The following is a 337-nucleotide window of genomic DNA, read 5'->3' as shown; positions in this document are numbered from 1 at the left end:
GCAATTTAAGGTTGCTTGTATTGCCCAGTTGATCCTGGATAACGGGTAATATTTTCTTAAGGCTCTTTATTTGTTGAGTTTGAGCTTCGTTTTGGCTGGTCAATTCCGAGATTTGTAGCTGTAGCTCTTCAACGACTTCAAGGTTGACGGACTCTTCTTCTTCATCTCCGAAGACGGTGATCGTTATTACTGTAATCGAAACAGAAATAATCACGATTAGTAAGAGTGCGACAACCAGTAGTACTATTTTGTTCGTCCCGACACTCTCTTCCAGAGCAGTAATTCGTTGCTTTTCAGTGAGTGGCTCGTGCTCCACTTCATCTTTCTTGGCCATGGT

The 337-nt window shown here is 42.4% G+C and carries 1 protein-coding gene; it reads right to left on the bottom strand.

The genetic code is table 11. The features are described 5' to 3' along the window. The coding region (locus A3756_RS27330) for a hypothetical protein (protein ID WP_197481184.1) at nt 1-337 on the bottom strand (337 nt) is incomplete at both ends.

It is taken from the genome of Oleiphilus sp. HI0086 (genome assembly GCF_001635225.1).
This window is presented reverse-complemented; position numbering and strand designations above follow the sequence as displayed.